Source organism: Paenibacillus sp. RC73, from assembly GCF_044908085.1.
GTDB lineage: Bacteria > Bacillota > Bacilli > Paenibacillales > Paenibacillaceae > Paenibacillus > Paenibacillus terrae_A.
Map to the genome: position 1 here is coordinate 619831 of NZ_JBIYCV010000004.1, position 24546 is coordinate 644376.

25 protein-coding genes and 1 riboswitch are annotated in these 24546 nt (G+C 45.7%); of the genes, 17 read left to right on the forward strand and 8 right to left on the reverse strand.

What is annotated here, in order from left to right:
- The first annotated feature begins 9 nt into the window (after positions 1–9).
- The 9 genes from ABH897_RS12935 (at position 10) to ABH897_RS12975 (ending at position 7350) form a co-directional block, all read left to right on the forward strand.
- Entirely contained in the window at positions 10–1221 is a 1212-nt protein-coding gene (locus ABH897_RS12935) for an aminotransferase class I/II-fold pyridoxal phosphate-dependent enzyme (RefSeq protein ID WP_283656226.1), read from the forward strand.
- A 114-nt stretch (positions 1222–1335) separates the two neighbouring features.
- A complete protein-coding gene (locus tag ABH897_RS12940; protein ID WP_044646649.1) occupies positions 1336–1542 on the forward strand; it encodes an aspartyl-phosphate phosphatase Spo0E family protein in 207 nt (68 codons plus the stop codon).
- A gap of 102 nt (positions 1543–1644) precedes the next feature.
- Complete coding sequence (locus ABH897_RS12945; RefSeq protein WP_283655232.1) at positions 1645–2217, forward strand: hypothetical protein; 573 nt, start codon at positions 1645–1647, stop codon at positions 2215–2217.
- An 18-nt stretch (positions 2218–2235) separates the two neighbouring features.
- A complete protein-coding gene (locus ABH897_RS12950; RefSeq protein ID WP_283655233.1) occupies positions 2236–2799 on the forward strand; it encodes a cob(I)yrinic acid a,c-diamide adenosyltransferase in 564 nt (187 codons plus the stop codon).
- 21 nt (positions 2800–2820) lie between these two features.
- Complete coding sequence (locus tag ABH897_RS12955; RefSeq protein WP_404580854.1) at positions 2821–3783, forward strand: RluA family pseudouridine synthase; 963 nt, start codon at positions 2821–2823, stop codon at positions 3781–3783.
- 2 nt (positions 3784–3785) lie between these two features.
- Complete coding sequence (locus ABH897_RS12960) at positions 3786–4151, forward strand: arsenate reductase family protein (RefSeq protein WP_283655234.1); 366 nt, start codon at positions 3786–3788, stop codon at positions 4149–4151.
- 75 nt (positions 4152–4226) lie between these two features.
- On the forward strand, positions 4227–5123 hold the full coding sequence (locus ABH897_RS12965; RefSeq protein ID WP_283655235.1) for a 5'-3' exonuclease: 897 nt from the start codon (positions 4227–4229) through the stop codon (positions 5121–5123).
- A 168-nt stretch (positions 5124–5291) separates the two neighbouring features.
- Positions 5292–6170, forward strand: a complete 879-nt coding sequence (locus ABH897_RS12970) for an ROK family protein (RefSeq protein WP_283655236.1) — start codon at positions 5292–5294, stop codon at positions 6168–6170.
- 166 nt (positions 6171–6336) lie between these two features.
- Positions 6337–7350, forward strand: a complete 1014-nt coding sequence (locus tag ABH897_RS12975; RefSeq protein WP_404580828.1) for an HRDC domain-containing protein — start codon at positions 6337–6339, stop codon at positions 7348–7350.
- 79 nt (positions 7351–7429) lie between these two features.
- On the opposite strand, the gene corA is transcribed toward ABH897_RS12975, so the two are convergent.
- Positions 7430–8365: a magnesium/cobalt transporter CorA gene (gene corA / locus ABH897_RS12980; RefSeq protein WP_014280596.1), complete on the reverse strand. Its 936-nt coding sequence runs from the start codon at positions 8363–8365 to the stop codon at positions 7430–7432.
- 553 nt (positions 8366–8918) lie between these two features.
- Positions 8919–9044, forward strand: a riboswitch (SAM riboswitch).
- Positions 9045–9165: 121 nt separating this feature from the next.
- On the opposite strand from corA, the gene metA reads away from it, so the two are divergent.
- The 5 genes from metA (at position 9166) to pdxR (ending at position 15862) form a co-directional block, all read left to right on the forward strand.
- Positions 9166–10083 carry a homoserine O-acetyltransferase MetA gene (gene metA, locus ABH897_RS12985; protein WP_283655238.1) on the forward strand — a complete coding sequence of 306 codons (918 nt, stop codon included), beginning with the start codon at positions 9166–9168 and terminating at the stop codon, positions 10081–10083.
- Positions 10084–10208: 125 nt separating this feature from the next.
- Positions 10209–11393, forward strand: coding sequence for a PLP-dependent transferase (locus ABH897_RS12990; protein WP_283657750.1), 1185 nt, complete (start codon positions 10209–10211; stop codon positions 11391–11393).
- Positions 11390–12568 (forward strand): trans-sulfuration enzyme family protein, encoded by a 1179-nt coding sequence (locus ABH897_RS12995; RefSeq protein ID WP_283657751.1) that lies wholly within the window; start codon positions 11390–11392, stop codon positions 12566–12568. The genes ABH897_RS12990 and ABH897_RS12995 overlap by 4 nt, the downstream gene beginning before the upstream one ends.
- Positions 12569–12976: 408 nt before the next feature.
- On the forward strand, positions 12977–14110 hold the full coding sequence (gene mqnC, locus ABH897_RS13000; protein WP_283655239.1) for a cyclic dehypoxanthinyl futalosine synthase: 1134 nt from the start codon (positions 12977–12979) through the stop codon (positions 14108–14110).
- A gap of 321 nt (positions 14111–14431) precedes the next feature.
- Positions 14432–15862 carry a MocR-like pyridoxine biosynthesis transcription factor PdxR gene (gene pdxR / locus ABH897_RS13005; protein ID WP_283655240.1) on the forward strand — a complete coding sequence of 477 codons (1431 nt, stop codon included), beginning with the start codon at positions 14432–14434 and terminating at the stop codon, positions 15860–15862.
- Between the two features lie 143 nt (positions 15863–16005).
- Here the strand turns inward: pdxR and ABH897_RS13010 are convergent, their stop codons facing one another.
- The 7 genes from ABH897_RS13010 to ABH897_RS13040 form a co-directional block, all read right to left on the reverse strand.
- Entirely contained in the window at positions 16006–17235 is a 1230-nt protein-coding gene (locus ABH897_RS13010) for a benzoate/H(+) symporter BenE family transporter (RefSeq protein ID WP_404520029.1), read from the reverse strand.
- A 21-nt stretch (positions 17236–17256) separates the two neighbouring features.
- Positions 17257–18000, reverse strand: a complete 744-nt coding sequence (locus ABH897_RS13015; protein ID WP_404520031.1) for a YggS family pyridoxal phosphate-dependent enzyme — start codon at positions 17998–18000, stop codon at positions 17257–17259.
- 292 nt (positions 18001–18292) lie between these two features.
- A complete protein-coding gene (locus ABH897_RS13020; protein WP_283655243.1) occupies positions 18293–18829 on the reverse strand; it encodes a pyridoxamine 5'-phosphate oxidase family protein in 537 nt (178 codons plus the stop codon).
- Between the two features lie 301 nt (positions 18830–19130).
- Positions 19131–19994 (reverse strand): YitT family protein, encoded by an 864-nt coding sequence (locus tag ABH897_RS13025; RefSeq protein ID WP_283655244.1) that lies wholly within the window; start codon positions 19992–19994, stop codon positions 19131–19133.
- 90 nt (positions 19995–20084) lie between these two features.
- Positions 20085–21311 (reverse strand): cation:proton antiporter, encoded by a 1227-nt coding sequence (locus tag ABH897_RS13030; protein WP_044647429.1) that lies wholly within the window; start codon positions 21309–21311, stop codon positions 20085–20087.
- A gap of 4 nt (positions 21312–21315) precedes the next feature.
- Positions 21316–21810, reverse strand: coding sequence for a cation:proton antiporter regulatory subunit (locus ABH897_RS13035; RefSeq protein WP_134910545.1), 495 nt, complete (start codon positions 21808–21810; stop codon positions 21316–21318).
- 201 nt (positions 21811–22011) lie between these two features.
- Positions 22012–22407 (reverse strand): hypothetical protein, encoded by a 396-nt coding sequence (locus ABH897_RS13040; protein WP_404592111.1) that lies wholly within the window; start codon positions 22405–22407, stop codon positions 22012–22014.
- A gap of 226 nt (positions 22408–22633) precedes the next feature.
- Between ABH897_RS13040 and ABH897_RS13045 the strand changes: the two genes are divergently transcribed.
- The 3 genes from ABH897_RS13045 (at position 22634) to ABH897_RS13055 (ending at position 24544) form a co-directional block, all read left to right on the forward strand.
- On the forward strand, positions 22634–23515 hold the full coding sequence (locus ABH897_RS13045; RefSeq protein WP_044647432.1) for a putative sporulation protein YtxC: 882 nt from the start codon (positions 22634–22636) through the stop codon (positions 23513–23515).
- Between the two features lie 61 nt (positions 23516–23576).
- Positions 23577–24152 (forward strand): 3D domain-containing protein, encoded by a 576-nt coding sequence (locus tag ABH897_RS13050; protein ID WP_283655247.1) that lies wholly within the window; start codon positions 23577–23579, stop codon positions 24150–24152.
- 83 nt (positions 24153–24235) lie between these two features.
- Positions 24236–24544 carry a hypothetical protein gene (locus ABH897_RS13055; protein ID WP_283655248.1) on the forward strand — a complete coding sequence of 103 codons (309 nt, stop codon included), beginning with the start codon at positions 24236–24238 and terminating at the stop codon, positions 24542–24544.
- Positions 24545–24546 lie beyond the last annotated feature (2 nt).

The following is a 24546-nucleotide window of genomic DNA, read 5'->3' on the forward strand; positions in this document are numbered from 1 at the left end:
AAGATCATGATGAATATCAAACCTGAAGCATTGACTGACAGTAACAAAGCCATGAGCTCGTATTTGTCTCCATTGGTGCGCGAGATTCCATCCTCGGGCATTCGTAAGTTTTTTGATCTGGTGGGCGGCAACAAGGATATTATTACTCTGGGGGTAGGCGAACCGGATTTTACAACCCCTTGGCATATGCGGGAAGCCTGCGTCTACTCATTGGAGCGGGGTTTTACCAGCTATACTTCCAACGCGGGGACGCCTGAACTGCGTGAGGCGATTAGTGAATATCTGGATGAGCAATTTGCAGTCCGCTATGATCCAAAAAGTGAAATCATCGTGACGGTGGGCGGCAGCGAAGCGATTGACCTGGCTTTGCGTGCGTTAATTGTACCTGGCGACGAAATTCTGGTTCCTGAGCCATGCTACATTTCGTATTCTCCGATCACTTCGATTGGCGGCGGTATTCCCGTAGGGATTGAAACCTTCGCCAAGGATGAATTCAAGCTGACAGCAGAGGCGCTGGAGGCTAAAATCACACCTAAATCCAAAGTGCTGATATTATGCTATCCGAGCAATCCAACCGGGGCGACCATGACCTATGAGGATTGGCTTCCGATTGCGAAAGTTGTAGAAAAGCATGATTTGATCGTCATTTCTGATGAAATTTATGCAGAGTTGAACTATGGTGAGAAGCATGTTAGCTTCGCGGCTATGCCAGGCATGATGGATCGTACCATTCTCGTCAGCGGTTTTTCCAAAGCCTTCGCCATGACGGGCTGGCGTATTGGATATACATGCGGGCACCCTGATTTAATTGCCGCTATGCTTAAAATCCACCAGTATACCGTGATGTGTGCGCCTTCGATGGGTCAGGTTGCGGCTCTTGAGGGTCTACGCAATGGTTTGGGCGAGAAGGATCGCATGGTGGAAGCTTACAATCAGCGTCGCCGTCTGATGGTTGAGGGGTTCCGGGAAATTGGTCTGGAATGCCACGAACCGAGAGGGGCTTTTTATGTTTTCCCAAGTATTCAAAGCACAGGGCTGAGCTCGGATGAGTTTGCGCAGCGTCTTTTGGCAGAGGCCAAGGTTGCGGCGGTGCCGGGGAACGTATTCGGTTTGGGGGGCGAAGGATACCTTCGTTGCTCATATGCGACCTCTGTGTCTCAACTGACAGAAGCATTGGATCGTATTGGTCATTTTGTAGAAAAAGTAAGAAAAGAAGGTTAAAATTATTTTTTTATGGGTAATTCATAGAAAAAAGTATTTTATTTCTAAATTTATATGCTATAATGTAAAATCGAAAGCAGGAAGTTCAATTTTTCAATTGCAGGAGGAATGATCATGTCATATGTTGGATATAATTCATCGGGTTCAATAGGATACGACATTTCCCTGGAAGATGAAATTTTGTTCCTGCGCAATGAGATGATGCGGACGTTTCAGGAAGAGAAGTCCTTCACCTCTGATCTTGTCATTGAGATCAGTTGCAAGCTCGATTTGAAAATTAACGAATACATGAAGCTGTACGGTACGGAATGCAAGGTGTAACCGTGTGAAGCCAAGCCGTACGTATAGAGAAGGCCGCAGGGCCTTCTTTTTTTGCGTTCACAACTTATGATATATTAGTGGCATGGAAGAGGGGGCGTACATATGAGAGCAGGGCTGAAAAGGCTGTCGCCATGGATTATCGGAATGCTGGCACTCGTGCTGTTGGCGGGATGCGGGGGGCGGGACAAGGACAGTTTCACCATTTTTATCATGGATAAGCAAGGGGATGCTTCAATTATTCGTGATGAGCTGGCGCAAAAGCTTAAGGATAAACTGGGCGAACAGGCTCCAACCATCGAGCTTGCAGTTAGCCCATTGTATAACCAGCAGAAACTGGTCGTTGAATATGCGGCCGGGGAAAACGACCTGTTTATTTTGCCGGAAGAGGATATGAAGTTGTATGGACAGAATGGTTCGAATTTGCCTTTAGACGATGCTTTTGACAAGAAAACGTATGCTCGGGGTGTGTTCGAGGGCGGCGTATTTAAGGAGAAGGAGCAGGGGGAAAAAGGAACAGATATGATCAAGGAAACTCATTTGTTCGGGATTCCGGTGGAGCAGATGAAGATGTTCAAGGATGTAAAATATAACTCCAAAACATTATTTGCTACCGTGCCACCGCGTACGAGTAATAAGGAAGAAGCCATCAAGGTGTTAAAAGCATTGACGGAATGATAGAGGGGATGAGATACCATGGGAATTTATACAAGAACAGGTGATGAGGGACAAACCTCGGTGATCGGCGGTCGGGTGGCCAAGGATGATGACCGTGTGGAGGCATACGGTACGATTGACGAACTGAACAGCTTTGTAGGTCAAGCGATCAGCTTTGCCGAAGGGGAAAAGTTTGCAGATATTCGGACCCAATTGGAGGAAGTACAGCAGGAACTGTTTGATTGCGGTTCGGATTTGGCGTTTGTCAAAATCAACGAAAGCAAATACAAGGTGAAGGATGAGCTGGCAGAGCGGCTGGAAGGCTGGATTGATGCATGTCAGGAGGAAAATCCGAAGGTCGAGCGTTTTATTATTCCGGGAGGCAGCACGTTGTCCTCAGCGCTTCATGTTTGTCGTACGGTTTGCCGCCGAGCGGAACGTCGTGCTGTCACACTGGGCAAGCATACGGAAATCAATCCTGCGGTACGTCGGTATTTGAACCGTCTGTCCGATTATTTCTTCGTCGTGGCCCGCACCGCGAATGTACGTCAAGGGGTGCCGGATGTCGAATATGTGCGCAGCAAAAAAGTGTTCCGCAAATAAGGAGGCAACCGGGAATTTGTGATGAGCTTGTACTATGAACCTATCGTGTATACGATCCCTCCTGAGGAGGAGGGAATGCTGTTGAAGACCATTTTGCAAAAACGTATGAATGTTTCACGCAAGCTGATATCCAAACTCAAGCTGACGGAACAAGGCATTATGCTGAACGGAACACGAGTGTATATCAGTGTAAAGGTACAGTCCGGGGATCGGGTGGAAATTCGTATGGAGCGAGAGCGTTCTGATGATATTTTGCCTGAACCGATTCCTTTTGACATTTTGTTTGAGGATGAGCATTTATTGGTTGTCAACAAGGCGGCGGGTATGATTGTCCATCCTACTCACGGTCATTACACGGGAACACTGGCTAATGGGATTGTGCATTATTGGCAGGCCAAAGGTGAGCTGTTCCGGTTTCGCCCCGTTCATCGTCTGGATCAGGAGACGACTGGCGTTCTTGTGGTGGCTAAAAATCCATATGTACACCAGCATATTTCAGAGCAAATGATTATGGGAACGGTGGATAAGCGTTACACTGCCCTGGTGCACGGTTGCCCTGATCCACAGACAGGCAGGGTGGATGGGCCGATTGACCGTAATCCGGATGATCCACATTTGCGCATGGTGACCCCTGATGGTTATCCGGCCCTTACACTGTATAAGCTGGAGGAAGCCTGGAATGAGGGGAGCCGCATCGGGATTAAGCTGGAATCCGGGCGTACGCACCAAATCCGGGTACACATGACTTCTATCGGATGTCCGTTGATTGGAGATAAAATGTACCGAAATACGCCTGATGACGCTGCACAACGTGAGCGCTATGATCAGTTGGATGCCCAGATGCCCCGACAGGCATTGCATGCCTCAGAGCTGTCCTTGGTGCATCCTGTGACCGGAGAGCAGCTGACGTTTTGCGCTCCTTTGCCGGACGATATGGCCAAGTTGCAAGAGGTGTTAAGAAATCAAAATGGAGGGTTAGCATAACAATGAGCCAGTTGAAAGTATACCAGTACTCTAAATGCAGCACTTGCCGCAATGCAGTGAAATGGCTGCAAAGCAAGGAACATGAAACGGAATTGGTTCCTATTTTTGAACAACCTCCCAGCCCGGAGGAATTAGCTGATTTAATCAGCAAAAGTGGACTGGAGCTGAAAAAGTTTTTCAATACGAGCGGTGAGGCTTATAAGGATCTAAAGCTAAAGGACAAGTTGGCAGACATGAGCCGTGAAGAACAAATCTCGCTTTTATCCTCGAATGGAAGATTGATCAAGCGCCCGATTGTAACAGACGGGAACAAAGTAACGGTAGGCTTCAAAGAGGAAACATTTGAGGAAGCATGGGGCGCTCAATAACGTCCAATTCGGCTCCGTGATATGTTATACTGTTGGGGTTAAATAATAATATCATGAATGGGAGCAATACAATCTGTGACACAACGTAAAGAACAATCCATAATGCTGGTTGACGGCATGGCTCTGTTATTCCGCGCTTATTATGCAACTGCTGCAAACGGTTATATAAGGCGTACAAAGGCCGGAGTGCCAACGAACGCCATATATGGTTTTATTCGATATTTTTGGGATGCGGTACAAACATATAATCCAACGCATGTCGTATGCTGCTGGGATATGGGAGGAACGACGTTTCGCGGGGAGCATTTTGCTGCGTACAAGGGGAATCGGGCTGACGCGCCAGATGATTTGATTCCCCAATTTACATTGATCCGTGAAGTGACGGACAGCCTCGGCATTCCTAACATTGGAGCGGCAGGCTTTGAAGCGGATGATTGTATCGGTACGCTGGCACGCCTTTATACGCAGACTGAGGACATGGATGTAATGATTCTCTCCGGAGATCACGATTTACTCCAATTGGTGGATGAGCGGACACGGGTCATTATTATGAAAAAAGGCCACGGCAATTATATGGTGTATACCCCGGAAACGCTGCTGTCCGAAAAAGGACTCAAACCTCGCCAAGTCGTGGACCTCAAGGGACTAATGGGGGATGCAAGTGACAATTATCCGGGAGTACGGGGCATTGGTGAGAAGACGGCACTCAAGCTGGTACAGGAATATGACTCCATTGAAGGTATTCTGGAGAATCTGGATCAATTGACGCCGGCGGTGCGCAAAAAGATCGAGAGTGATCTGGATATGCTGCATTTGTCACGTAAGTTGGCTGAAATTCACTGTGGTGTACCTGTAGCATGCGAACTGGACAGCTGTCTGCTGACACTGGATCATGTGCAAATTGTAGACAAGTTTGAGGAGCTTGAAATGAAAAGCTTGTGTACGTTAATGGGTGTGGCAACTGGATCATAACGAAGCCAGCTTGGCTTCACAAGTACAACCCGGAGCTCTCATTACACATATGAGGATGCTGGCGCTTTGTGCGTTAGTGTCCTTTTAAGGGGATTGACCTTGGATACGTTTCAGGAGAATATAGGGTAGAGAGAATCGGATCATGACTGAGAGGGGACAACAGCAGCTATGACAGTATTGGGAGCAATTGAGGCAGGCGGTACCAAATTTGTATGTGGAATTGGCAACGAACAGGGAGAGGTGCTGGAACGCGCAAGCTTTCCGACAGCCACGCCAGCAGAAACGATGGCGAATGTCGTTGCATTTTTTGAAGGGAAGGGCATTGAAGCGCTGGGTGTAGGGTCGTTTGGGCCGATTGATCCTATCGAAGGCAGTGATACATATGGCTATATTACAACAACGCCAAAGCCGCATTGGGGCAATTATAACCTGATCGGCAAACTGAAAGAGCATTTTGACGTACCTATGGGATTTGACACGGATGTGAACGGTGCAGCATTGGGCGAATCCATCTGGGGGGCGGCTAAGGGACTGGATAGCTGTCTCTATATTACGATAGGTACAGGTATCGGAGCGGGTGCTCAGGTCGGTGGAAAGCTGATTCATGGACTGTCCCATCCTGAAATGGGCCATATTCTGGTGCGTCGTCATCCGGAAGATACCTATGAAGGGACATGTCCTTATCACGGAGATTGTCTGGAAGGGCTGGCTGCGGGTCCTGCACTTGAAAAAAGATGGAAGGTCAAAGGCCATGAGCTTTCTGTGGATCACCCGGCATGGGAGATGGAAGCTTATTATTTGGCACAGGCTTTGATGAGCTATGTATTGATTCTTTCACCGCAAAAAATTATTATGGGCGGCGGAGTGATGAAGCAGGAGCAACTGTTCCCACTCGTTCGCGCCGAGCTTCAAAAACTGTTGAACGGATACGTACAGCATCGGAGTCTGACTACAGAAATTGATCAATATATCGTGGCCCCAGGCTTGGGAGACAATGCCGGATTGTGCGGTGCTCTTGCCTTGGCAAAGGAAAAGCTGAACAAATGATAATTTTGGGTTGACGGCGATCCGAGGTACGGTTATCATATAGGCAACAGTATAGTACGGCTCAAAAAGGGAAGCACCTTTCTTGCGAATACGCGGGATAGGTGCTTTTTTTGCGTTTGGCGTTGTACCGGACTGTAACCCAATTATAAGCATGGAGGAAAAAAGCATGGAAATTGTATTTTTAAACCGCTTGTCCAAACGGAATGAACAGGGCCATGAGCTATTTGCCCAGGTATGGATTGGTCAACATGATGGGGTATGGAGTGCAGGATGGAGCACACAACACAGCTTGGATGAAAGTACAGATGATCTTTGGTATGAGGGCAGCTTGTGGCAGGAGTTGCTGCATGTATACCGCCATGAGCTGGCGCTGAAGATGGCAGAGGGCTACAGACCCTTAATCCATGGTGTTTTTCATGAGCAGGAAGGGGCAGGGGCAGCAGGACGTGGACAAACATTACAAAAGCTGTATTGCTATAGTGATTTGTTTCCGCGTGATGATGTGTATGAGCAATTGACGATGTGGAGGCGGCAAAAGGCGGCTGCCGAGCGAAAGGCACCTTATTTTATCGCTACCAATCGTCTGCTCCGGTTGATTAGCGTCTATCTTCCCCATACCGAGGAGGAGTTGCTGGAGCTACCAGGGATGGGGCAAGGTAAAATATCTCAATATGGGCCAGAGCTACTGGCTATAACGACACAAAATGACCGGACTACGCCATTTCCGCTAAATTGGGTAACAGAGACGCTGGATGAGGAAGTTTTCTTATCATGGCTGTACAAGCAAAAAGAGACCCAGTATAAGCAGGAACTGAATAAATTCAGTCTGACAAAAACCATTATTGAAGGTATTTCAGACGGTCTTACATTGGAGCATATCGGACTGAAGGCGGGGTTACATCGTAGAGAAATGATTGAAGCAGTAGAGCATTTGGATAGAGATGGAATCGATATGGAAAAACTGATCCGTCAGGAATTGGTGAACGTATCTGAAGAAGAGCAGATGGCGATCTGGTCTGCGTTTGAAGAACTGGGGGATACGCTGCTCAAGCCCGTCATGCTGCGGGTATATGGTGAGGAACAGGCTGCGGAAAAGGGATTGGATCAAGTTTATGAGCGGCTGCGTCTGATTCGTATCCGTTTTCGTCATCAGGTAGCATCAGAACGACATGCGGGATAACATAGCGCAAATATAAAAATAACCACACAAAAAAAGCAGCAGCTATATCCTGTGAGGATACGGCTGCCGCTGATTCTTTTCAAACCCAGTCCTTCTTGCGGAAAATACAAAACATGCTTACACCCAGCGCCACCATAATACCAATGACGACAAAATAACCATAACGTGTATGAAGCTCAGGCATATTATCAAAGTTCATACCATAAATTCCGGTAATAACAGTCAACGGCATAAACACGGTTGTAATCGCTGTAAACACGCGCATGATTTCATTCGCACGGTTAGCGATACTGGATTGATAAGCCTCTCGAAGGTTACCCATTAGATCGCGGTAAGTTTCGAAAGTCTCCGAAATTTTCACGGCATTTTCATAAATGTCGCTGAAATATTTTTGCAATTGATCGTCAATCAGCCGTAAATCCCGTTTGTTCAACGTATTGATGACTTCTTTTTGTGGACCAAGCACTTTTTTCAGCCACAGGATCTCACTGCGTAAGCCGATAATTTCATTCAAATGCGATTTTTTCGTATGCATCAGAATGTCTTCTTCCAGCTTTTCAATGCGAACCTCAATCCGGTCACCAACCAGAAAATAGTTGTCAACAATCAAATCGATCAACAGATACATAAAACGGTCAGGCTGGCTAACCTCCTGCTCCCATAGCATAGGCTTGAGGGTACGTAGCTCATTGATTTTCTGCTTCGTCACCGTAATGATAAAATGGCGGCCTAGGAAAATGTTCAAAGCACGTAAAAATATTTCTTCATCATCAAAACGAATACTGTTTACAACGATAAAATAATGGCTCTCGTAAATTTCAATCTTTGGACGCTGCTCTTCTTCACTCAAACAGTCCTCTACCGCGAGATCATGCATGGAGAACAAAGGCTGGAGCACTGCCAGATCATCAACATCGGCATCAATCCAATAAAAGCCTTCTGCTGGCGGAGTAAGCGCCATTTCAATTTCTTCGACAGGGGTAAAAACCCCATTGTTTACCAAACGGATTTTCATATATGTCACTCCTTATGCTCCGTCGTAACGGAAAATACGTGTATCTCAAGCATAAGGAATGGACTCAGTTAGCCAGTTAGCCGGATCGGGTAAGCGGCATCCCATCAAAAGCCAGAGGCTTTTGGAGCATGCAGAGCCTGGCGTCCCGTCTTTCGGCAAGCTGAAGTCATTCCTATGCTGTTGTTCAGGGATCGCCGCCTATTCGGACTCGGGTCGCCTTCCATTCCGGATTCACCTCACAAATGTTCTTTTTAGGTTGCCACAGTATCGCAGAAAGCACTCTAAATCTGCACCACTGCTTTATATTTTCGCCTATAGCACTTGTATAGTATAACGCTCGGCCTACAGCCTTTCAAGCGCAAAATCATGGGCTAAATCAACAGGAGTGACAAGAGCTTCGGCGATGGGGTAATGTATGATTTAACATATGGAAATGTAAGACGAAATGTGAATGCAGGGGTGGAAAATTACAAGTCCCATCTTGACGAAGCCCAGCGGATGCATTAAAGTGAACAACAAGAACTTTTTATGAACCCAAAATGAATATAGCGAAATCTTATCAAGAGCAGGTGGAGGGACTAGCCCGATGATACCCGGCAACCGGCGATTTTAATCGCACGGTGCTAATTCTTGCAGGACGCGCGCTTTTTACAAAGAGCGATGCCCTGACAGATGAGAGAGGCGCATATGGATACAAATATGACCTTTCTCGTAACCGAGGAAGGTCTTTTTATTATATGCCCGGCATCTCAACATGACGATTTTCGCAAAAAACTTCACCGAACAAGGAGTGAATTTACATGCCGATTAAAATTCCGGATACACTACCTGCCAAGGAAGTGCTGGAGGGCGAAAATATTTTCGTAATGGATGAAAGCCTGGCCTATCATCAGGATATTCGTCCGTTGCGCATCGCCATTTTGAATTTGATGCCTACCAAAGAGACAACGGAAACCCAACTGTTGCGTCTGGTCGGCAATACCCCGCTTCAAGTGGACGTTACGCTGGTGCACATGAAGTCGCATGTATCTAAAAATACATCGCAGGAATATTTGAACATGTTTTATAAAACCTTTGACGAGATCAGAAACAGCCGTTTTGACGGTATGGTTATTACGGGAGCACCCGTTGAACAGCTTGAGTTTGAAGATGTGAACTACTGGGAGGAAATCCGGCAAATTTTTGAATGGACGAAAACGAATGTAACTTCGACCATGCATATCTGTTGGGCTTCACAGGCGGGTCTGTACCATCATTTCGATGTTCCTAAATACGGACTTGATTACAAATGTTTTGGCGTGTTTTCACATAGCGTTATTAAACCTAAAGTGAAATTGCTACGCGGTTTTGATGAATTGTTTTATGCACCTCATTCCCGGCATACAGAGGTTCGGCGCGAAGATATTGAGCATATTGCCGAACTGGAGCTTTTATCCGAATCTGAGGAAGCCGGAGTGTATCTGGTAGCTACGCGTGATGGCAAACAAATCTTTGTGACTGGGCATTCCGAATACGATCCACTTTCCCTGAAATGGGAATATGATCGTGATGTCGCCAAAGGGATGGATATTGAAGTACCGAAAAATTATTTTCCCAACAATGACCCTGAGCGTACACCGCCCTCAACCTGGCGTGCGCATGCCAATTTATTATTTTCAAATTGGCTCAACTATTATGTATACCAAGAAACCCCTTTCGATATCGGGCCCCAGATTTAAAAAAGGGGCTTAACGTTTATATCTACGCAGTACCACCTTGCAGCAGCGCAGCAGTATAGATGTGATAATCCAATTTTGCAGCATATGTTACAGCACCTATTGTGGAAATGAACAGGAGGATTCATATGAGTGAGAAACAGTGGAAAATCGAAAGCAGATTAGCACAAATTGGTTCAATCGAAGAGCCGGTAACCGGAGCAGTGAATTTTCCGATTTATCAATCTACGGCGTTTCGCCATCCCCGTTTGGGTCAAAGCACAGGATTTGATTACATTCGAACGATCAATCCGACACGTAAGGTGCTGGAAGAGGCGTCCGCTACACTGGAATCCGGTGATGCAGGCTTTGCATGCAGTTCAGGTATGGCGGCGCTGCAAACGGTATTTGCCCTGTTTGGACAAGGAGATCATCTGATTGTATCGCTGGATCTATATGGAGGCACGTATCGTTTGCTGGAACGTATTTTATCCAGATTCGGCGTGACGGCGAGCTATGTGGATACGAACGATCTTGAAGCCATCGAGCAGTCATGTCGACCGAATACCAAAGCGGTATTCATTGAAACGCCTACGAATCCATTAATGATGATTACGGATATTCGCGCTGTAGCCGAATGGGCATCACAACGTCAGTTGCTTACCATTGTAGATAATACGCTGTTAACACCGTATTTCCAGCGTCCTTTGGAACTGGGTGCCGATATTGTGGTACATAGCGCAACCAAGTATCTGGGCGGACACAACGATGTGCTGGCAGGCTTGATTGTAACCAAGGGTAAGGAGCTGTCAGCCGAAATTTCCTTCCTTCATAATTCCATTGGTGCTGTACTTTCTCCGAGCGATAGCTACCAGTTGATGAAGGGCATGAAAACATTGGCGCTGCGTATGGATCGGCATGAGCACAATGCGACGGTGCTGGCCAATTATCTGCTGACGCATCCGGCGGTGGCTGAGGTGTTTTATCCGGGGCTTGAGGGTCATCCTGGTCGTGAAATTCAAAATAAACAATCCAGCGGCAACACAGGTATTTTCTCTTTTAAAGTAAAAGATGCCCGTTATGTGGAGCCATTGCTTCGAAACATTAAGCTTATTGCTTTTGCAGAAAGTCTGGGCGGTGTGGAATCGTTAATGACTTATCCTGCTGTGCAGACACATGCCGATATACCGGCTGAGATTCGGGATGCAGTGGGAGTAGATGATCGGTTGCTGCGCTTCTCCGTCGGCATTGAACATACGGATGATTTAATTGAAGATTTGCGTTCAGCGTTGGAGGCGGCACGTCAGGAAATCGAAGGAGGACAACAGCAATGATTGAGGACGTGCGGAAAATCGGGCAAGAGTCGGAAAAAGAACGGAAATTTGCTACCAAGCTGCTACATTTTGGCTCTGAAATCGATAGTGTTACGGGTGCGTCGAGCGTACCGATTTATCAGGCGTCCACCTTTCACCATCACGATATTTTCAATCCTCCGCTGCATGACTACAGCCGTTCCGGCAACCCGACACGGCAAGCTTTGGAGGACTACATCGCCTTACTGGAAGGTGGAGCGAGAGGTTTTGCCTTTGCATCGGGCATGGCGGCTATATCCAGTACGTTTATGCTGTTGTCCGCTGGGGACCATGTCATTGTTTCGGAAGATGTATATGGAGGGACCTACCGCCTGCTGACTTCTATTTTAAAACGGATGAATATCGAAACCACCTTCGTCGATATGACAGACATCAACCTTGTGAAAGAAGCATTGCAGGAAAATACGAAGGCAGTGTACATGGAGACGCCCTCCAATCCAACGCTCAAAATCACCGATGTGGCAGGGATAACAGCTTGGGCACAGGATAAAGGGCTGCTGACACTGCTGGATAACACCTTTATGACGCCATATTATCAACGTCCAATTGAGCAGGGTGTCGATATTGTGTTGCACAGCGCAACCAAATTTCTCGGCGGCCACAGCGATGTATTGGCAGGTCTTGCGGTAGCACGTACGGAGTCGTTGGGCAGACAAATCAAGCAGCTTCAAAACGGACTTGGAACCGTATTGGCCCCACAGGAGTCGTGGTTGCTTATGCGCGGGATGAAGACACTGGAAGCACGTATGGCTCACAGCGAAAAGAGTGCAGCGAAGCTGGCCAATTGGCTGAACGAGCGAAGTGACATTGAGGCGGTATACTATCCGGGTCTGGAAAATCATCCGGGGCGTGCCGTACATGAAAGCCAATCCAGTGGATACGGTGCGGTTATCTCGTTTGATGTAGGTTCCGGTGAGCGTGCAAAAGAGGTACTCAATCGCGTACAAATTCCGATTGTGGCGGTGAGCCTGGGAGCTGTAGAAAGTATTTTGTCGTATCCGGCAATGATGTCACATGCTGCAATGCCGCATAGTGTACGTCTGGAGCGGGGAATCACGGACGGTCTGCTGCGTTTCTCCGTAGGCCTGGAAGATATTGACGATCTGATCAATGATCTGAATGAGGCTCTTCGCTAAAACAAAAACACGGCATAATAAACATAAAATCTAAAAAAGCAGCAAGCTTCTGTGTAGTGGGAAGCTTGCTGCTTTGTGTAGGCGCGACATGGCGGAGGGCAATATGAACGCTGTTGCACAACCCCATCTTCCCTTTCCATGGGATAATGTACCGTAGAATTATAGCTTGTTCGTCGCATCATCCCCTGGGTAGAAAGCAGAAAGAAACGGGAATAAGTATGGTTCCTTACCTAAAGATATGTTAGTATTATCATTAGGTTTTACTATGCTATATAGCACAGACAAATACAAAGCCAGTCATGAACACATATAATACGACAGGGTTCGAACGCAGGTTTGTGAAATCATTCTCGTTCATAAGTCCTGTCTTTCATTTCGTCCCCCTGTGAAAGCGAAGGAGGATACACCATGAGTGTAATCGACCATATTTTAGATAAAGCCCTACGCGGCGAACGCCTGAATTTAGAGGACACCGTTGCTTTGTTCGAGTCAGACGAAGTAGAAAAAATCGGTCACGCGGCGAACAAAGTGATGAACCGTATGCATCCTGATCCGATCAAAACCTTCGTCATCGGACGAAATATTAACTATACGAACGTCTGTGACGTATATTGCCGCTTTTGCGCTTTTTACCGCAGACCGGGTTCAGATGAAGGCTATGTCCTGCCCGATGAAGTGATTTTCCAGAAAATCAAGGAAACCCAGGATGTAGGCGGCACTGAGATTCTGATGCAAGGCGGTGTGAATCCTAATCTGCCGTTCAGTTACTATACCGATTTGCTCAAAGCGATCAAGGAGCGTTTTCCCGATATTACGATGCACTCCTTCTCGCCAGCTGAAATTCATAAGATGAAGGAAAAATCCGGCTTGTCCATGGAAGATACGATTCGAGCCATTCATGAAGCAGGATTGGATTCCCTGCCAGGCGGGGGCGGAGAAATTTTAGATGACCGCACACGCCGCAAAATCAGCCGTCTCAAAGGCTCTTGGCGTGATTGGATGGACGTGATGCAGACCGCTCACAAGGTGGGTATGAACACGACGGCCACGATGGTTATCGGCTTTGGCGAGTTGATGGAGGAGCGTGCACTGCATTTATTGCGTGTTCGTGATGCTCAGGACGAATGCATTGAAAACAAATATGATTCCGAAGGCTTCCTGGCCTTTATTCCATGGACCTTCCAACCGGATAATACGAACCTGAAAAAGGAACGCCAGACGCCAGAGGAATATTTGAAGACTGTCGCAATCAGCCGCCTTGTACTGGATAACATCAAACATATTCAGTCTTCATGGGTAACGATGGGACCAGAGATCGGTAAAAAATCACTGTATTACGGTTGTGACGACTTCGGTAGTACCATGATTGAGGAAAACGTCGTTTCCGCCGCAGGCGCAACGTACAAAGTCAACATCGAATCCATTTTACAGCTGATCCGCGAAACGGGTCATGTTCCGGCACAACGCAATACCCGCTATGATATTATTCGAACCTTTGACGGTGCCAGCAGTATTGAACATGACTTTATTATGCAAAATTAAGACAAACACACCATAACTAAATTAACACATAATGGAGCATATAACCTGTTATTTTGCGATAGTAACACAAAACTTGTCTATCATTAATCCAAATGTAAGGATTAATGATAGACAAGTTTTTTTGACGTTGGTTTCCATCATGATTTGGCTGCTTAAAGTTTGGAGAAACGCTCTAGTTGTCCTCTTTTTCTAAATACTATCGTATTGAAAGGCAGCTATCGTCATGATAGTATATTAATTAATGGAGTGTTATAATCATACATTAATAAGTGATTTAAGCAATCCACATGTTGAATTCAAATACATATGAAGGTGAATCTTATGCTCAAAGTTAACCGAAACGACCAACGTCCCCTATGGCAGCAACTTCTAGACCAAGCGATTCATAATATTAGAACAGGAAAATGGCCACCAGGGGAATTGCTACTCCCATCTCGTGAGCTCGCTTTATTAGTCGGTGTCTCGCGTTCAACCATACAGATTGTTTATGAGGAATTATTCAGCCGTGGATACACCGTGACATCTCGGCGCGGTGGAACAAGGGTAAGTGAGTGGAGCTATATAACAGGCTCTTTTGAAGATGTTATGCCTCAAGGGCCAGTCACCCCTGAATTACCTGTATTAAAGGCTGCAGTCAATCATCTACACGGCTGGCTTAGAGGCAAAGAAGAGCAAAATGTGGAGATTGATTTCTGTCCCCACGAACCTTATTTGGACCAACATTTTCAAAGAAAATGGAGACAATCATTTTTACAAGCCTCCACAGAAATGGACTTGGCGAATTGGGCTTATGGTAACGCCTACGGTTTTGTATCACTGCGCGAACAGATACAACGGTATTTGTCACTTGAACGAGGAATCCATGTGCATATCGATCAAATTATGTTAACCTCAGGAGCGCAGCATAGCCTTGATTTGATCGCCCAAGCGCTATTAACTGAAGGAGACACGGTTTCTGTTGAAGATCCCGGTTTTCCTGCCGCTTGGATGACCATGAAATATAGGAGTATGAATGTTGTGCCCGTTCCTGTTGACGAATACGGATTACAGGTAGATCACATTCATCCACAATCCAAGCTAACTTTTGTCACGCCTTCGCATCAGTGTGCAGTTGGAGTCATAATGTCGGAACCACGGAGGCAACAATTGTTACGTAAGGCTTCACAACATCAATTTTGGATTGTTGAGGACGATTATGATAGTGAATTTCGATATCGTGGGGACCCACTTCCTACGTTATTCAGCCATCAACCCCAAAATACGTTATATATGATGAGCTTTTCCAAAATGGTTGCTCCTGGAATACGAATATCGGCGATTGTTGGGCCAAAAGGGGCCATCCAACAGCTTGCTCAAGTCCATGCACTCACTTATCGTCATCTTCCAATTATGGAACAATTGACGCTTGCTCATTTTATTGAACACGGGCATTTCATGCGCCATATGAGAAGAGTCAGAAATGTATATCGGCGTAGACATGCAGCCATGACAAAGGCCATAGCTGCTACTGGTCTAGACAAGCGTTTTAAACTCAGTGGGGTAGAAACAGGATTGCACATGCTTCTCGAAGCTGAGGAATCGTTTGACGAAGAAGCTGTGACTAACCAAGCGCTCAAAGAAGGAATACGTGTTTATCCCCTAAGCAATTATTGTCTAAATAGCGACCGAAAAGGATGGGTACTTGGTTTTGCTAAAGTAGATGAGGAGGCAATTGAAGTCGGTATTTATCGCCTTGCGGAGATGCTTTTATAAGGCGCCGTCTACGCCGAGATGCATCATTAAAGCTTCATGAGATGGCGTAGCTACCACTTTTGCAGCAAAGGTGAATACTCGTTGCTTACCGCCAAGCAGCTTCTCATGTGACCTTATCTGTATCTGTACTGATTTCAAGCCTTCTATTGGTTCTGCTCAGCTTGTTGTATTACATTCGTACTATATTGCTTTTTTCGAAATTGTCCATAAATCAAAATATGTGCCGCCAAACCTGTAATAAGTCCCCAAAATGCACCTCCAACTCCAAGTAATGTAACATTTGCGGCTGTTGCTAAAAAAGTAATTAATGCTGTCTCACGTCCCTTGGGATCTGTTAATGCGTTGGCAAGGCTACCGCCAATTGTACCCAGGAGTGCCAATCCTGCTAAGGTGGCGATAAAGGTAGCAGGAAGAATCAGAAACAGAGCAGACAGCGTCACACCAAAAATGCCGACAACAATGTAAAAAATGCCACAGGCAATACCTGCAATGTAACGTTTTGTTGAATCCTCGTGCGCGTCTTTCCCTGTACAAATCGCGGCTGTAATTGCTGCTACATTAAAGGCGTGTGAACCAAAAGGCGCTGTTAAGAGCGAGCCTAAACCCGTTACAGTCAAAATCGGATTCGCGCTCGTTTTAAATCCGTCATTTCGTAACACTAGCATTCCAGGCATATATTGTCCTGTCAAGGTAATAATAAACAGCGGTAATGCAACACCCAATAAAGCATGAAACGAAAACTCTGGAACGACAAATACCGGCGATGCAATTGCCAATTTGATATTACTGAAATCTACTTTCCCCACACTAATTAAATAAATAAGTCCGATTGCCAAAATACCCACGATAGCGTAACGGGATGTAAACCTTCTTAATACTACATACGCAGAAAACAGGACAACTACAAGCAGAGGGTCAACTTTCGCGCCACCAAAGGCTGAAATGCCAAACTGCAGTAAAATACCTGCCAGCAGCCCTGAAGCAATGCCTGGAGGGATTAGCCGGACGAAACGTTCGAACATCCCCGATAACCCCAAAATAATAAATCCTAAAGCAGAGATAATATAGGCGCCAATCACTTCTGGATAGGGGGTTACAGCTAACGCCGAAACAAGAAAAGCTACGCCTGGTGTTGACCAAGCGGTAATAATCGGTTCACGGTATCGGTAACTTAGCCATATACCAGTTACACCCACACCAATAGAAATCGACCATATCCATGAAGTGGTCATTTCAGAGCTTAGACCTGCTACTTTTGCTGCCTGAAATACGAGAATAAATGTACCCCCATAATTGACAATGACAGATATTAAAGCAGCTATAGTGGGTGAAATTAAATCGCGGCCGCGCAGTGAAGTTGATGTTGTGTTCATAAGCTCTCTCCTGCCTCTCTCCTAATCGTTCTGACGCGCGTTTTCGTTCCAGTAATACGTGTCTGGCAAATAACGTTGGCCAAATACGCTTGTCCCTACGCGTATGATTGTAGCTCCTTCTTCGATGGCAACCTTGAAATCCCCTGACATGCCCATCGAAAGAGTGTCCATTTCTACACGTGGAAATTTTTCCACCATAATCTGTGCCTGAATTTGTTTTAACAATCGGAAGCAATGTCTGGTTTCGTCATTTGAGGCATTCAGTTTTCCAATAGTCATCAAGCCTTTAATGTTTAACGTTTCGAACTGAGACAATTGTTCAACTAACTCCAGTGCTGCTTCTGGCGGAGCGCCAAATTTGCTTTCTTCGTAGGACGTATTGATTTGTACCAAAATATCCATGGTCTTGTTCTCTTTCAAGAGCTGATGATGCAATGCCTGCCCCAATCTCAAACGGTCCACAGAATGAATGAGCTTGACATATTTTACAACGTCTTTTACTTTATTCGTTTGCAGATGTCCGATAAAATGCCATTCCACCTGGTTGTACTGCTGCATAAGTGGTAATTTCCCCAAAAGTTCTTGAGCTTTGTTTTCACCAAATAAAGTTTCGCCCGCTTGAATGGCAATTTTTAATTTTTCAAGGGGTACGGTTTTTGTCGCTAACAACAATTTCACATCTTCTTTCTTGCGCCCTGAAGCTTGGCAAGCCAATTCCATCCGTTGTCGTACGGATTCAAGATTTTCTTCGACTAAATGGCCCATGTTCGTTTTACCCTCTTTCTGCTTCTCACCCATGTATTTTGTTCAAGTATTTTAGCTTTTCGCATTTCTGATGCCTTCTTATCAAAATTTTTGGTTCTAACATCAGTAAAGAGCCACAGTCCTTATGATTAGGATCCATGGCTTTTGGTCATTGCTCGACCTGGCTGGTTTAACTTTCATCCCAACCCCTATTTTATAGATGTAAGTAACCTCTATATTGGTTCAGGAATGGAGATCACAAAGAAAGACACATGCAAATTGGCAAAAATAAGTGTTTCATTAGAGACGGCTATTAGACTGTTTTTGCTGGTCTATACATTTTTTCTTCTTCGATTGGATTTTCTTTCGCCGTTATATGATAGGGGTCAATTCGGTATACCTGAACTGGACCTCCGAATACAGCGGACCTATATTTGTCAACGTGCTGTTTGGCTAATGGGCGGTTATAATAATCAGGCACATATTTTCGAATCATTTCCTGCAACATATGTGTAACTTCGTCCAGATCGACAATAGGCTCAGCCTTGCCGAAAATCATAACACTCATATACGCGGTGTCTGTCTTAGCTGGTACTGGATCAGTAATAGTTCCATATTCTTCGCAAACTGTAAAACAAACCTCTGGATTTGTACTCATCACCTGATTTCGTCTCCCGCCAGTAGCTCCATGAAAATAAAGCTTTCCGTTTGACCAAACATAATTGAGCGGAACAACGTATGGCAACTTACCATCAACCATACCCAGATGCCCAATCCTCGCTTTATTCAAGAAAGAATCAATTTTGCCACTGTCTGTTACTTCTCTTATCTTGTAACGAACCTTATCCATTTTCAACCACTCCTATAATGTTGGATTGTTTTCGTTAGTATATCAGTGATTGGATTGAGTTAGTACATCCATAATATAAAAATCAAGCAATCCATATTTTTGCTAAGCAAATGAACATGACTTTATTATGCGAAATTAGGAATACAACCGTTAATATATCGTAATCACGACAAAACGCTTATCTATCATTAATCCGTGAAGAGGGATTAGTGTAGATAAGCGTTTTTTAATGTGTTTATAATTATTGATTATTCTTTTTTCTCAAATCGCATTAATATAGAAGTAAATATACTTGGCCTTGCTACACTTCCCATCGCTTCACATACATAATCTCAGCCTGCGGATCTGCCATTTGGATGACCGCCTTAAAGCGCTGCAAATCCAATAGATGAACGCTGTAGACGATGACCTGTTCATCTTTTTCCTCTGCCCGTTCACCTCTATTTTTGCCCTCTATCTGTGCAGGATTTCCCACAGGCGTACTGTAAATACGGAGCCTGCGGTATAAGGCTTCTTGGACGGTTTGCTGATCCTTGCTGACGACGCAAATCATCCGAGTCAGACCGGTAAACATCAGTCGGGTCGTTTCATAGGCAGCAAGGCAGGATAGGGCTGAATACAGAGCTGGTTCCCAGCCTAGCACGAAGCCAGCCGTAATTAGCAGCAAGCCATTACAAAGCATCACAATTTGTATCAACGGAATCTTCCGCTGTGTCAGAAACAGACTGGACGGACGGCCATCGTCAGATTCGTTCAGCCCCAGAGAATCGAGCAAACCTCCGTGACGGGCCGCCAGCCCTGCGCCAAGTCCGATGCAGATCCCTCCGCCCAGAGCGCATACTACCGGGTGACCACTTACTGCCGGGAAAGGGGACAGAATAATGGCTGAGCCTGAAAAGGCAAACAGACCTGGAAGCGCCCGAAGTAGCATGGGCTTGTGGGTCGACAGAGAATATAGCAGCATGAGCGGCAAGTTCAAAATGAACAGCAGTAATCCAAAATGCTCTTGTGTATAAAGCGACATGAGTCTGGAAATGCCTGTGACGCCACCAGCGATCATATCATGCGGATGCAAAAACAATTCCAGACCGACGGATGCCGTAATTCCGCCAATCACCGTATAAAAGACAGGGAACCTGCTCGCATCTCCCGAAGCGGGCTTCACAAGCCGCCTCATAGAGCTTCGGCATGTTTTACAGCGTGCGGCATAGCCTTCCCTCCTATTGGATTGTCGTATCCAGCTTTTACATTTCAGTTACACCGAGTTCCTCTCTTCCTTTCGAAGGCGGGGGTCCTTGAACTTGAAAACCTTATTCATCATATTAAAAATAGGTTTTGACTGCTTTGCCAGTAACGGAGCCATAATTGCCAATATAAGTACATAGATAGCGGCAAAGGGCTGAACAATATCCAGCAAACCGCCCTCTTTTCCCAAATTAGCCATAATGATCGAGAACTCACCGCGGGCCACAATCGTCAAACCGATATTTGCCGACGCCTTGGGTGACAGAGAGACAGTGCGTCCAGCCAGCATTCCGGCCCAAATGTTACCGATTAACGTAAGAATGACTGCTGCCAGCGCAAGCCAGATCGCGTTTCCGCCCAGAGACAGTGGATCAATAGATAGTCCGAAGCTGAAGAAGAACAAGGCGCCAAAGAAATCGCGGAAAGGAACAATTAAATGCTCGATCCGTTTGGCATGTTCTGTTTCGGCTAGCACGAGTCCGATTAATAAGGCTCCGATGGCTTCCGCCACATGAATCGTTTCCGAAAAACCTGCCACAAGAAACAGAGAGCCAAAAATAACAAGTCCGAATACCTCATTGGAGCGAATACGAAGAATTCGATTTAACAGAGGGACGGCCTTCCGACCGATAATAATAACTGCGAGCATAAAACCAAGCGCGATTAGCGCCGATAACAGCACACCCCCGAGCGAGGATGAATCGCTGAGAACCAATCCGGAGAGGATAGAAATGTAGACGGCGAGGAAAACATCCTCAAACATAATAATGCCTAAAATCATTTCAGTTTCAGCATTAGCGGTTCGCTTCAGATCGACCAACACCTTGGCAGCAATGGCGCTGGAGGAAATCGTGGTGATCCCGGCAATGACGAGTGTCTCTGCGATGGGAAAACCAGTTAGAAAGCCGAGCGCCAGTCCTAATGTAAAATTAATGCCGATATATATGGTGCCGCCCACCGCGATGGAACGGCCTGATTTAATCAAACGGCCTACCGAGAACTCCAGTCCCAGGTAGAAGAGAAGAAACAGCACCCCGATTCTTCCCATAAAATCAATAAAAGGCGCGCTTTCGATAAATCGAAAATCAAAATGCCACAGCTCCATCGCATGCGGTCCGACGGCCATTCCAATCAGGATATAAAAAGGGATGACCGATAAGCGGAGTTTGGTGGAGATAAGTCCGGCTGCGGCGATCAGAGCAATAGCCAATCCAACCTCAAATACCAGATGATCCATCCAATCACCCGCTTCCGTTCATAAGAATTTGTTTAAAGCGTTTTTGCTGATCACGTTCCCCGACCACGACCACAGTAGCATCCTCGCTAATAATCACTTCCGGGCCGGGATTTACATACTTGTTCCCTTTTTTCTCAACAATGGCAATAACCGTAGCTCCTGAATTTTGGCGTACATCCAGCTCACCGATGGACTTGCCAACACTAGCATAGTGAGGTTCCACTCTGTACCATTCAATAATAAAATCGTCGAACGTCATTTCTACGCTTTCAAGCTGCTTGGGCTTATACGTCATGCCACCGATAATGGAGGCCACCAATCGCGCTTCCTGATCACTTAGGGTCGTCATAGAAATACTTTGTTCCAAATCCTCATAATCAAAATGATACAACTCACGTCTGCCGTCATCATGAATAATAATGACAAGGCGATCGCCATTTTCCGCATCTATTCGATATTTAATCCCGATTCCTGGCAAAATAGATTCTCGAATATCCATTTGTAATGCCTCCTGTATTGTACATTTGTTTAAAATTGGTATGGGAAATAAATCACATACATTAGGCGTGACATGGAATTTTTTCTCACATTATAAAATTACATAATTGGCATAAAAACAGACAGAGAACAGACTTACTTATTAAACTATTAGGAAAAGTTTACAAAAAGACATGCAAATATGGTGTGCATGCAAGAGGGGTTAAGCCACATAATTGGAGGTGAATTTGATGGGGAACAAGTACAATTGCTTTTTCAGCTTGCAGATGACTGGAATAAAAGGCAGACGTAGTTTTGGAATACTCAATAGTAGCACCAACGCCACCAAAATGACAAAGGGAAGTGATTTGGCCGCAGCAATCACCAGATGAAGGACCGGAGAGGATTTGCGGATCGCTGGTTTGGAGTGATGCTCCAGCCCATGGGAATCCGTTTCCAACGAAGAAGCTTCAACAATCGGCATGAGAGAAGATCCCGCAGTAAACTGGAGGGATTGAGTAGTATCTTCCGCGTGAAACGTCACAGGAAGGGACAAAATCTGAACGAGGCTCAATATGACAATCATGAGTGTACGCAGCATGTTCAGCATCGTTGACATCTAATCCCCTCCCTCTTGTGAAAAATTCATATTACTATAACCTTAACATACGCAACCCTAAATATTCAAACGTATTGAGTTGCAGCCATTCTTTATAACACCAAAACCTGCTCTTTGAAACCTGATTTTTCTCATTTTACGCTGTATCCTGTTTCCAGTCGTTCACTTCGTATAACCCTTTGCAGCCCGCCATATACTGTAATCAGTGATCGAAAGGAGTGAGCCAATGGAACTGTTTACAGTGTGGACCCATACAGACGGGAATCAGGAAAGCGACCGTTTTTATCAGGTGGTCAAGAGTAGAAACAAAGGACTACATATGTCACGGCGCGGATTTCGATTCACTTTCAGACAACTGGAAAACAAAGTGGCATGGACCTGCAAGGGTACAGAGAGCAATCCAGCGTTTGAAAGCTTTCTCCCCTGTGTATACAGCATCATGGCTTCCGCAATAGCGGATTATATTATCGAAGTGAAGGAATGGGGGATGCTCAATCTGATCCTCGCTAAAGCCTGTTCGCTACTGGAGGAAGAGGATACGGAGCAGATTCGCAGCATGGTGCGTTCTTTGTTAAAGGATGATGGCTCAAGAGGGCGTATGAAGCGTCACGGCAAACTGGCGGCCTTACTGGAAAAGGATTTTATGGAGCTGCGCGTGATTAATCTGGAAGGGCTTATTCAATTCAGGTTGAACACATACAAAAAAGAGCTTGAGGAAATCGTCGACTATGCCATGGAAGAGTTTTGGGCGGATCGGCAGTATGAAGAATTTATGGGATTGCTCAAATATTTTGTGTTTTTCCAGGAAAGTAAAGTTCCACTAGTGCATGTGCTTCATCAGGGTGGGCATGATTTTACCATCCTCGATAGCTCCATGGTGCCGATACCGACACCTGAAGGAGATGACATTATTGTGGAAATGCCAGGGGTTGAACTGGAAATGGAGGTGGAGGACAGGATCGTCAGTACACTCATTTCGATTTCGCCTGCTTCCATTATATTACACACAGACGACGAGCACACCCCTATTGTGCGGACGCTCCTGCATATTTTTGAAGATAAAATGAAGCTCAGCAGGCTCTATCCCGGGCAGGATGTTCAAAAATAATCAAGTGCTCGTATAAACCAACGGATTTCTGGAAAGCCTTTGCCTCAAGGGGAGGTTTTTTATGAGATCCATGTTGGTATGGAAACGGATTTTGGGAACCGTGTTAACCACCACTTGTCTGGTATTGCCCGGCAATGAGGTTTATGGTCACAAAGAGCCGGTCCAGCATAAAAAAGGGCAGTCAACGCCTGTTTTGGCTCCACGGAAGGAGCCGGTGATTACGACCATGACGGTCACGGCAACAGGATATACAGCAGGCTATGAATCCACTGGCAAGCGGCCAAGTCATCCGGGTTACGGTATTACGTATTCCGGTGTTAAAGTGCGTCGTGACAAAAACACACTGTCCACGATTGCGGCCGATCCCAAAACATTTCCTTTGGGCAGCATTTTGTACATTCCAGGTTACGGCTACGGCATTGTGGCAGATACGGGATCAGCGATCAAAGGCAATAAAATCGACCTGTATTTCAAAACTACCCGGCAGGTGTATTCCGAGTGGGGCAAGAAAGAAGTGGATGTGCAAATTATTAGAAAAGGAAGCGGAAAATGTACGGAGAAGATGCTGAATTCGCTCCAAAGGGTGATCGAGACGCACAAATCCATTCCGGCCGCTACGCTGGATGATTCCATATAATTCGTGTATATTGTCCTTCCTGACTTCACATACTATGTTGCGGGATAAGCTTATCCCGAAAACATACTGGGAGGTTGAGAATTATGGCAAATCAAGGCGGAAGTTCGTACACAAATCAAGGTAACAAGGCAAACGCAGGAAGTCAGTACAAAGCGGAATTTGCCCAAGACAACTCGGTAGGTGTCGTTTCTCAAAAGGTGAAAAAGTCCGAGCAAAATAAAATTCAGGACAACTACCAGACACCAAATGAGAAATATAGCGAAGAATTCGCAGCAGATCAAGGCGGCACAAGCTCTGTCGCACAAAAGGTACAAAACTCCAGCCGCAGCAAAGTTCAAAACAATGCTCAAACACCGAACGAAAAATTCGACGAAAACTTTAACACGAAATAAAA

Excerpts from the sequence above, each read along its gene's own strand:
- ABH897_RS12935 (WP_283656226.1), top strand. The coding sequence starts at position 10 with ATGAATATCAAACCTGAAGCATTGACTGACAGTAACAAAGCCATGAGC.
- ABH897_RS12940 (WP_044646649.1), top strand. The coding sequence starts at position 1,336 with ATGTCATATGTTGGATATAATTCATCGGGTTCAATAGGATACGACATT.
- ABH897_RS12945 (WP_283655232.1), top strand. The coding sequence starts at position 1,645 with ATGAGAGCAGGGCTGAAAAGGCTGTCGCCATGGATTATCGGAATGCTG.
- ABH897_RS12950 (WP_283655233.1), top strand. The coding sequence starts at position 2,236 with ATGGGAATTTATACAAGAACAGGTGATGAGGGACAAACCTCGGTGATC.
- ABH897_RS12955 (WP_404580854.1), top strand. The coding sequence starts at position 2,821 with ATGAGCTTGTACTATGAACCTATCGTGTATACGATCCCTCCTGAGGAG.
- ABH897_RS12960 (WP_283655234.1), top strand. The coding sequence starts at position 3,786 with ATGAGCCAGTTGAAAGTATACCAGTACTCTAAATGCAGCACTTGCCGC.
- ABH897_RS12970 (WP_283655236.1), top strand. The coding sequence starts at position 5,292 with ATGACAGTATTGGGAGCAATTGAGGCAGGCGGTACCAAATTTGTATGT.
- ABH897_RS12975 (WP_404580828.1), top strand. The coding sequence starts at position 6,337 with ATGGAAATTGTATTTTTAAACCGCTTGTCCAAACGGAATGAACAGGGC.
- corA (WP_014280596.1), bottom strand. The coding sequence starts at position 8,365 with ATGAAAATCCGTTTGGTAAACAATGGGGTTTTTACCCCTGTCGAAGAA.
- metA (WP_283655238.1), top strand. The coding sequence starts at position 9,166 with ATGCCGATTAAAATTCCGGATACACTACCTGCCAAGGAAGTGCTGGAG.
- ABH897_RS12990 (WP_283657750.1), top strand. The coding sequence starts at position 10,209 with ATGAGTGAGAAACAGTGGAAAATCGAAAGCAGATTAGCACAAATTGGT.
- ABH897_RS12995 (WP_283657751.1), top strand. The coding sequence starts at position 11,390 with ATGATTGAGGACGTGCGGAAAATCGGGCAAGAGTCGGAAAAAGAACGG.
- mqnC (WP_283655239.1), top strand. The coding sequence starts at position 12,977 with ATGAGTGTAATCGACCATATTTTAGATAAAGCCCTACGCGGCGAACGC.
- pdxR (WP_283655240.1), top strand. The coding sequence starts at position 14,432 with ATGCTCAAAGTTAACCGAAACGACCAACGTCCCCTATGGCAGCAACTT.
- ABH897_RS13010 (WP_404520029.1), bottom strand. The coding sequence starts at position 17,235 with ATGAACACAACATCAACTTCACTGCGCGGCCGCGATTTAATTTCACCC.
- ABH897_RS13015 (WP_404520031.1), bottom strand. The coding sequence starts at position 18,000 with ATGGGCCATTTAGTCGAAGAAAATCTTGAATCCGTACGACAACGGATG.
- ABH897_RS13020 (WP_283655243.1), bottom strand. The coding sequence starts at position 18,829 with ATGGATAAGGTTCGTTACAAGATAAGAGAAGTAACAGACAGTGGCAAA.
- ABH897_RS13030 (WP_044647429.1), bottom strand. The coding sequence starts at position 21,311 with ATGGATCATCTGGTATTTGAGGTTGGATTGGCTATTGCTCTGATCGCC.
- ABH897_RS13035 (WP_134910545.1), bottom strand. The coding sequence starts at position 21,810 with ATGGATATTCGAGAATCTATTTTGCCAGGAATCGGGATTAAATATCGA.
- ABH897_RS13040 (WP_404592111.1), bottom strand. The coding sequence starts at position 22,407 with ATGTCAACGATGCTGAACATGCTGCGTACACTCATGATTGTCATATTG.
- ABH897_RS13045 (WP_044647432.1), top strand. The coding sequence starts at position 22,634 with ATGGAACTGTTTACAGTGTGGACCCATACAGACGGGAATCAGGAAAGC.
- ABH897_RS13050 (WP_283655247.1), top strand. The coding sequence starts at position 23,577 with ATGAGATCCATGTTGGTATGGAAACGGATTTTGGGAACCGTGTTAACC.
- ABH897_RS13055 (WP_283655248.1), top strand. The coding sequence starts at position 24,236 with ATGGCAAATCAAGGCGGAAGTTCGTACACAAATCAAGGTAACAAGGCA.